At 63.3% G+C, this 7,219-nt stretch carries 9 protein-coding genes; 6 read left to right on the top strand and 3 right to left on the bottom strand.

Annotated elements, in window-relative coordinates; all coding sequences use genetic code 11:
* On the bottom strand, positions 1–252 hold a 252-nt coding region (locus tag KBT70_RS16485), incomplete at its 3' end, for a DUF3305 domain-containing protein (RefSeq protein ID WP_296636564.1).
* Between the two features lie 349 nt (positions 253–601).
* Between KBT70_RS16485 and KBT70_RS16490 the strand changes: the two genes are divergently transcribed.
* Complete coding sequence (locus KBT70_RS16490; protein WP_296636568.1) at positions 602–2,557, top strand: 4Fe-4S binding protein; 1,956 nt, start codon at positions 602–604, stop codon at positions 2,555–2,557.
* Here the strand turns inward: KBT70_RS16490 and KBT70_RS16495 are convergent.
* Positions 2,551–3,318 (bottom strand): hypothetical protein, encoded by a 768-nt coding sequence (locus KBT70_RS16495; protein WP_296636572.1) that lies wholly within the window; start codon positions 3,316–3,318, stop codon positions 2,551–2,553. The genes KBT70_RS16490 and KBT70_RS16495 overlap by 7 nt on opposite strands.
* A gap of 75 nt (positions 3,319–3,393) precedes the next feature.
* On the opposite strand from KBT70_RS16495, the gene KBT70_RS16500 reads away from it, so the two are divergent.
* The 4 genes from KBT70_RS16500 to KBT70_RS16515 are packed head-to-tail and all read left to right on the top strand — an operon-like array spanning position 3,394 to position 5,888.
* On the top strand, positions 3,394–3,588 hold the full coding sequence (locus KBT70_RS16500) for a DUF6494 family protein (protein WP_296636576.1): 195 nt from the start codon (positions 3,394–3,396) through the stop codon (positions 3,586–3,588).
* A gap of 1 nt (position 3,589) precedes the next feature.
* The gene (gene apbC / locus KBT70_RS16505) at positions 3,590–4,654 is read left to right on the top strand and encodes an iron-sulfur cluster carrier protein ApbC (RefSeq protein WP_296636580.1); all 1,065 of its coding nucleotides are present in this window, start codon (positions 3,590–3,592) and stop codon (positions 4,652–4,654) included.
* Positions 4,651–5,358: a biotin/lipoate--protein ligase family protein gene (locus KBT70_RS16510; protein ID WP_296636585.1), complete on the top strand. Its 708-nt coding sequence runs from the start codon at positions 4,651–4,653 to the stop codon at positions 5,356–5,358. The genes apbC and KBT70_RS16510 overlap by 4 nt, the downstream gene beginning before the upstream one ends.
* Positions 5,355–5,888 (top strand): DUF6505 family protein, encoded by a 534-nt coding sequence (locus KBT70_RS16515; protein ID WP_296636587.1) that lies wholly within the window; start codon positions 5,355–5,357, stop codon positions 5,886–5,888. Before KBT70_RS16510 ends, KBT70_RS16515 begins: the two co-directional genes overlap by 4 nt.
* A gap of 232 nt (positions 5,889–6,120) precedes the next feature.
* Here KBT70_RS16515 and KBT70_RS16520 read toward each other — a convergent pair whose 3' ends face one another.
* Positions 6,121–6,654 carry a hypothetical protein gene (locus KBT70_RS16520; protein WP_296636591.1) on the bottom strand — a complete coding sequence of 178 codons (534 nt, stop codon included), beginning with the start codon at positions 6,652–6,654 and terminating at the stop codon, positions 6,121–6,123.
* A gap of 245 nt (positions 6,655–6,899) precedes the next feature.
* Between KBT70_RS16520 and KBT70_RS16525 the strand changes: the two genes are divergently transcribed.
* The coding region (locus KBT70_RS16525; RefSeq protein ID WP_296636594.1) for an aldo/keto reductase at positions 6,900–7,219 on the top strand (320 nt) is incomplete at its 3' end.

Genomic DNA, 7,219 nt, shown 5'->3' on the forward strand with positions numbered 1-7,219 from the left:
CAAATAGGCCTCGGTCTGGGTGTGATGCAGATCAAGAAGCACGGTCGCGGCGTGAAAATCCACCGCGTCCCCGTCGCGCCGCAATTCGCGCCAGTCTGCCTGCGGTGCCCCCGGCAGCACCGAAACCGCCCGCCATGCCCACGCCGCCCAACGGGTCACGCCGGGCGTGCGCCGCATGACAATGCCCAAGGGCACCATCATCTGCTTGGCGAGCGTCTGTGTTTCGTGGCGATAGGTCACGCGATGGTGCATCCTTTGCTGCGTGCTTTATGTTTGGTCTGACTTTTTGACCACGCAAAGCCCTTTTTGTGTGCAGCGGTCCACATCGGGTCCGATCCGGACATTTTGAACCACCCATGATCCTGCATCAGCGCCCGAGGGACAGATTGTCCACTTCGGCCTTTTCAATGCTGCACTGCCGCATTGCAAGATGTTGAAAACAAACAGAATCAATCGGGTTTAAAATACCCCCTCCATCACCCCCCTCCTCTGCATCGGTCGATTCGAATATCGGTTTACGAGGGCTTCGAATCATGCCTAATCTCTGCGCAAAGTGACCCATGGGGTCCGCTTCCCAGCCGTGTCAAACACCGGGGTAAACATGCCTAAACATCTGATTTTGTGCGATTGTTCCGCCACCCAGACGCTCGACCCAGAGGGCCTGTCCAAGGCCACCGGCCTGGGGTGTTCGCGGCGGCACAGCGCGCTCTGCACCGATGAAATCGAGGCCGCAGCCAAGGCCATCGCCACCGGCGAGGCAATTATTTGTTGCACCCAGGAGGCCCGCGTTTTCGAGGATCTCGCCGCCGATCTGGAGGTGGACAGCCCCCCCCTGATCGACCTGCGCGACAGGGCCGGTTGGTCGGATGATCCAGCCTCAAAACTACCCAAAATGGCCGCGCTTCTGGCCGAAGCCAGCCTTCCCACCCCGCCACAAAAGACCCTCGATGTCATTTCCGAAGGGCTCTGCCTGATCCTTGGCACCTCGGATGTGGCCCTGCCTGCCGCCGAGAAACTGGCCCCCCTCCTTGGCGTCACGGTGCTTTTGACGGATGAGACCGACCCGCCCGAGAGCCGCGGTTTCGATGCGATCCGGGGTCGGATCACGCAGGCCAGCGGCACGCTCGGTCAGTTCGAGCTGCGCATCGACGCGCTGCAACAGGTCAATCCCGCCGGGCGCGGCGCGCTGCGTTGGACGAACCCGCGCGATGGCGGGCAGACGCAATGCGACGTGCTTCTTGACCTGCGCGGCGGCACGCCGCTCTTTCCCGCCCCCGAGAAACGCGACGGCTACCTGCGCGCCGATCCCGGCAGCCTGCATGCGGTCTCGGACGCGGTGTTTCAGGCCGCCCAGATGATCGGCACCTTCGAAAAGCCGCTCTATGTGGCGCTCGAGCCGCTCATTTGCGCCCATTCCCGTGCCGAACAGACCGGGTGCAGCAAATGCCTTGATATCTGTCCCACCGGCGCGATCAGCCCGGACGGCGATCACGTCAGCATTGATCCGATGATCTGTGCCGGATGCGGGGCCTGCGCCGCGCGCTGCCCCTCGGGGGCCATCACCTATGACGCGCCGCCGCCCGACATGACCTTTCGCCGGATTCAAACCTTGGCGCAGGCCTATCGCAAGGCGGGCGGCAGCGCCCCGCGCCTGCTTGTCCATGATGCCACTCACGGGGCCGAGATGATCCGCCTTGCCGCCCGCCACGGGCGCGGGTTGCCCGCCGATGTGGTCCCACTGGAGGTGTCGGCGCTCGCGGGCTTTGGCCATGCCGAAATCCTTGCGGCCCTCGCCTCGGGCTTTGCCGATGTGGCGATCCTGCTCGCCCCCACCACCGAACGCGACGCGCTCGACCAAGAGGTGCCGCTGGCGCAGGCCATGTCAGGGGCGGGATGCGTCCACCTGCTCGACCTGACCGACCCCGACGCGCTCTGCGACGCTCTTTATGGTGCCACGCCACCCGCCCCCCTCGCCAGCCCGGTCCTGCCCATGGGCAGCCGCAGGCAGGTCGCGCGCCTTGCCGCCAGATCCCTCAACCCGTCGGGCGGCACGCTGCCCCTCCCCGCCGCCGCCCCTTACGGCGCGGTGCTGGTCAATACCGACGCCTGCACGCTCTGCCTCTCTTGCGTCTCGCTCTGCCCCTCGGGCGCGCTGATGGATAACGAGGACAAACCGCAATTGCGCTTTCAAGAGGATGCCTGCCTGCAATGCGGCATCTGCGCCACGATCTGCCCGGAAAAGGCGATTACGCTCGAGCCGCGCATGAACCTCGACGATTCCGCGCTCACCCAAGTGGTGCTGAACGAGGAAGAGCCGTTTGCCTGTATCGAATGTGGCACGCTCTTTGGCTCGAAGGCCACGATTGACCGGATCACCGAAAAACTCGCGGGCAAGCACGCGATGTTCGCCACGTCAGAGGCGGCGCGCATGATCCAGATGTGCGAGGGCTGCCGCATCAACGCGCAGTTCAACTCGGCCGACAATCCCTTTGCCATGGGCGAGCGGCCGCGCGTGCGCCGCACCGAAGATTACCTGACCAAGCGCAAGGATCACTGAACTTGGATTGGCGCGCCCAGATCGGCGGGGGCCAACCCCGCCACATAGGCGATGATCGCCTCCAACTCCTCGAGCGTAACCTCGATGGGCGCAATCGGCGACGGCAGATGGATGGCAAAGGGCTGGGTCACACCGGCCACTTGGGTAAAAGCGGGATGGGGCTTGAGCGCAAAAAAGCTCTGGAACCGCGCATCCCAGTCGGCAAAGGTCCGCAGCACGGCAAACGACGGGGTCGAACCAATCGCCCCCATCCGGTTCTCGGGGGCCACCACATGACAGCGCCCGCATTGCCGCAAGGATACTTGCTTGCCCAGCGCGGCATCGCCCTCGAACACCGCGACCGCCTCGGCCTCGTCCTCCACCTGCGGCAGACGAAAGGGGGCCACACCGGCCACCTCATAGCTTGTCACCGTGCGCTGCCCGATCTCGGACGTCAGCCAATCAGCGAACCGGGCCGCCCCCGGATGCGCGCCGACGACACCCATGCGCCAGACTGCGCCCACGCCCTCGAACACTGCCCGACCGTCCTGCGGTGCCAGCGTGATCTCGGCCTCGGCCCCTTCCTCCACCACCTCGACCCGCACCCCGGTCTTGAGCGCGAAGCGGGGGAGGAGATGCTGCAAGAGACCACTCTGCGCCAAGGCCTCGGGCGCGCTCAGGCGAAATCGCTTGTCATCGGCGCGCGCAACACCGGGCATGAGCAACAAAGCCACCGCGAGCCACAGCATCGCGGTCCGGGTCAGCCGATTGCAGAGGGTCATCACCAGGCGCATACCCAAGCCTAGAAAACCGCCTATATCGGCGTCAAGCATTCAGATCAGCAAAGGGAGAGACCGATGAGCGACGATTTCAACATGTCGATGCGCAAATTCCTCAAACAGGTGGGCGTCACCTCGCAACAGGCCATCGAAGACGGCCTGCGCAAGAAGGGCGCGACCGCCGGGCAGGAATTCACCGCCAAGGTGGTTCTGACCGTCGAGGGGTTGGACATCGAGCATACCGTGACCGGCATCATCAAAGGGCAGGACTGACGTGGCATTGACAAGAGAGAGCGTCCTCGAGGCGCTCAAGACCATCACCGATCCGGTCAGCGGATCGGACATCGTGGCCGCAGGCGTCATGCGCGCCCTGACCGTCGACGGCGGCACCGTGCGCTTCGTGCTGGAAATCGACCCGGCCAAGGCGCAGGCCTATACCCCGGTGCGCGACGCCGCCGAGGCGGCGGTCAAGGCACTTGCCGGGGCCGAAAGCGTGTCGGTCGTGCTCACGGGCCATTCGACCAAGGCGCCGCCCGATCTCAAACCCAGCCGAAAGGCAGAGCCGAAAGGCCCCGAAAAAGTCCCCGGCGTCAATCACCTGATCGCTATCGCCTCCGGCAAGGGCGGCGTGGGCAAATCCACGGTCTCCGCCAATCTCGCCTGTGCGCTTGCTGCCGAAGGGCGGCGCGTCGGCCTCTTGGATGCCGATGTCTATGGCCCCAGCCAGCCGCGCATGCTGGGCGTCTCTGGCCGCCCCGCCAGCCCCGATGGCAAGACCATCCTGCCGATGCGCAACCACGGCGTGACCATGATGTCCATCGGCCTTATGACCAACGAAGGTCAGGCCGTGGTCTGGCGCGGCCCGATGCTGATGGGCGCGCTGCAACAGATGCTGATGCAGGTGCAATGGGGCGCGCTCGATGTGCTCTTGGTGGACCTGCCGCCCGGCACCGGCGACGTGCAGATGACGCTCGCGCAAAAGGCGCAGGTGGATGGCGCGATCATCGTCTCGACGCCGCAGGATGTGGCGCTCTTGGATGCCCGCAAGGGGATCGACATGTTCAACCAGCTGCATGTGCCGGTGCTGGGCATGATCGAGAACATGAGCACGCATATCTGCACCAACTGCGGCCATGAAGAGCATGTCTTTGGCCATGGCGGTGTGCGGGCCGAGGCCGAGAAACTGGGCGTGCCACTCTTGGCGGAAATTCCCCTGCATCTCGACATTCGCGTGGCCTCGGATGGCGGCGCGCCCATCGTGGTCTCGAAACCCGACAGCCCACAGGCGCAAGCCTTCCGCGAGGTGGCCCGCTATCTGATCAATGAAGGGCTGGCATGACCACGCCCAGCTTTCCACCCCTGATGTCAGGGCGCGCCGTCACCGGCGCGACCCATCCTTTTGATGTGGCCTGCACCCTCGCGGCCGAGGGCTGTGACGCGGGCCTCATCGTGCATAACGTCACCGCCAATCACCTGATGGCCGCCATCGTTCTCGCCCCCGAGGTGCCACTGGCCGAGGCGATGGTGATGCTGCCCACCTGCGGCGTCGGCTTTCAGAACGCCTTTGGCGCGCTCGCCCCGCCCGAAGTGGCGGTGCAACTGGAATGGTCGGGCGGCATCCGCCTCAACGGCGCCTCTTGCGGTCGGCTGCGCGTGGCCGCAGGCGGCAGCGATCCCGAGGTCGAGCCCGACTGGCTCGTCATCGGCCTCGACCTGCCCCTCCTGCAGATCACCGAGCGCCCCGGCGACCAACCCGACCAGACCACGCTCTATGACGAGGGCTGCGCGGAGGTGGACCCAGTGGAATTGTTAGAGGCCTGGGCGCGCCATAGCCTCGTCTGGATCAACACATGGGAAGACGCAGGCCCCCGCGCGCTCCATGCCGAATGGCGCGGCCTTGCCTGGCGCATGGGCGAGGAGGTCACGCAAAACGGCCTCACCGGCACGTTTCAGGGCGTGGACGACCGCTTTGGCATGCTCTTGCGCGGCCCCGACACCACCCATCTCATCCCGCTCACCACTTTGTTGGAGACCCAACCATGAAACTCGCCCGCGCCATCCATTTCGACGAGAGCGATCAGCGCGTCTATCACAGCCCCGCGCGCACCGGGGAATGGTGCATCTCGGGCGGATTCGAGTTTTCCAACTGGTCCGAGGCTGATCTCACCGGCAAATCCCGTCAGGCGTTTTCCAACGGCTGGCTCGGGGTCGAAACCTTTGGCCGCGTGACCTTTGTCGCCGTGACCCAAGTGGAAGAGGTCGAGATTGCCACCCTGACGCAGGCATTGGCCCAGCATTTCGTCGACATCTACGGCGCGCCGGACCTCGCCGCAGCATTGCCTGTGGCGCGCGAGGAAGTGGCGCAAATGGCCGACCTCTGCGAAGATCACACCCCCAACACCCTCCTCACCGTGATCCGCGAACTGACCGAGGCAGGCGTGCGCGAAACCTTTAGCGTGATCGAAGCCCAGGACGCGGGTCTAGAACAATTCGCCCTCCACGGCAGCCTGGATGACGACCACGGGCACGATCACGACCATGGTCATGGGCCTGGGCACGGGCACAACCACTGAGGCGCGTTGGGAAAAGGCTGATTGGCTTTTGGGTTTGAGGTCGCGCAGGAACACGGCCCGAGACGTTTCCCCCGACAAAAGGCGTGCTAGGGCTGGGGCGGTCCGGCACTAGGGACCGAGGTGAGGGACAAACCGGACACTTGCCGCGATAAAGAGCAAGGTCTGCAATGCGGGACGAAACGCGCTTTCGTTGTGGTTGCTCCAAAGACCGCTCTTTTCTGTAAGACGAGATTCAGCTTGCAAGCCATCTTGCCGTAATTGACCACAAAAGCAGACACAATAGACCGAGTAGTGCAGCTTGTGACAGAACGCCTGACCACGAGATTATTAGAAGGTAGGTTTCCATGAACTCCGGATAATCGATATACCTACGCGGCTTTGGCAGGATAAATGCGAGCACTCCTTGAAATGAGGTGCTGCCGATCAGCGTTATATGCAGAATCCAGAATAGTAACTTAGTCAAGCCGGGGTATCGCATCACCCCAAATCGCGTTTGAGCCAATGTTATTGCCCCGAAGACAGCCATTGCAATGCCAATGTTCAACAAGAAATACGCATGGCTCATCACGTAATAGGTTTCTTGATATGCAGGCTCTGCCTCTCGGACCTGGCTTAACGCAATTTGGATTCGCGCGAAGCTGGCAGCGCCAAAAACCGCGTAGACTGCTGCTACCGTAAAGAACAGCGCGGCGGGCTTGTAGCCGCGGAGCTGAACCAGAAGCGGAGCGAGGATCAAACCAAACAGAAGCGTTACAGAATAGATCACAATCAGTCCCTATGGAATTTTGATTCCGTATGACACTGAAGCAGACATTGATCCATATCGCAGAATCAAGAAATAGGCCTCTAACCCGCAGTTCCCCGTATCAGGCACGACTGTCCGCTAAACGCCACTCGCACTACCGCGAGCACCAGCGGCCTTGCCCTGCGACCGGATGGCTGAACATCCCCCCTTCCCTATACCCCCTTCCTCCCGTATCCCATCCCAAAACCCATACCCCAGGAGACACCATGCAGAAAAGACCCTTGGGCCGGACCGGGATCGAGGTGAGCGCGCTCTGCCTTGGCTCGATGACATGGGGCTCACAGAACACCCCGGCAGAGGGCCATGCCCAGATCAACCGCGCGCTGGAGCGCGGCGTGAATTTCATCGACACCGCCGAGATGTATCCCACCACCCCGATGAGCGCGGAAACCACCGGCCGCACCGAAGAAATCATCGGCGACTGGATCAAAGCCTCCGGGCGGCGCGATGACGTGATCCTTGCCACCAAACATTCCGGCAAGGGCTTCAAACACGCCCGCGACGGTGCGCCGATCACGGCGGGGTC

It is taken from the genome of Roseovarius sp., from assembly GCF_018066915.1.
Lineage (GTDB): Bacteria > Pseudomonadota > Alphaproteobacteria > Rhodobacterales > Rhodobacteraceae > Roseovarius.

What these genes read in the sequence shown, in the direction of transcription:
- KBT70_RS16515 (WP_296636587.1), top strand. Translation starts at nt 5,355, where the DNA reads ATGAAACTCGCCCGCGCCATCCATTTCGACGAGAGCGATCAGCGCGTC.
- KBT70_RS16490 (WP_296636568.1), top strand. Translation starts at nt 602, where the DNA reads ATGCCTAAACATCTGATTTTGTGCGATTGTTCCGCCACCCAGACGCTC.
- KBT70_RS16500 (WP_296636576.1), top strand. Translation starts at nt 3,394, where the DNA reads ATGAGCGACGATTTCAACATGTCGATGCGCAAATTCCTCAAACAGGTG.
- KBT70_RS16510 (WP_296636585.1), top strand. Translation starts at nt 4,651, where the DNA reads ATGACCACGCCCAGCTTTCCACCCCTGATGTCAGGGCGCGCCGTCACC.
- KBT70_RS16495 (WP_296636572.1), bottom strand. Translation starts at nt 3,318, where the DNA reads ATGACCCTCTGCAATCGGCTGACCCGGACCGCGATGCTGTGGCTCGCG.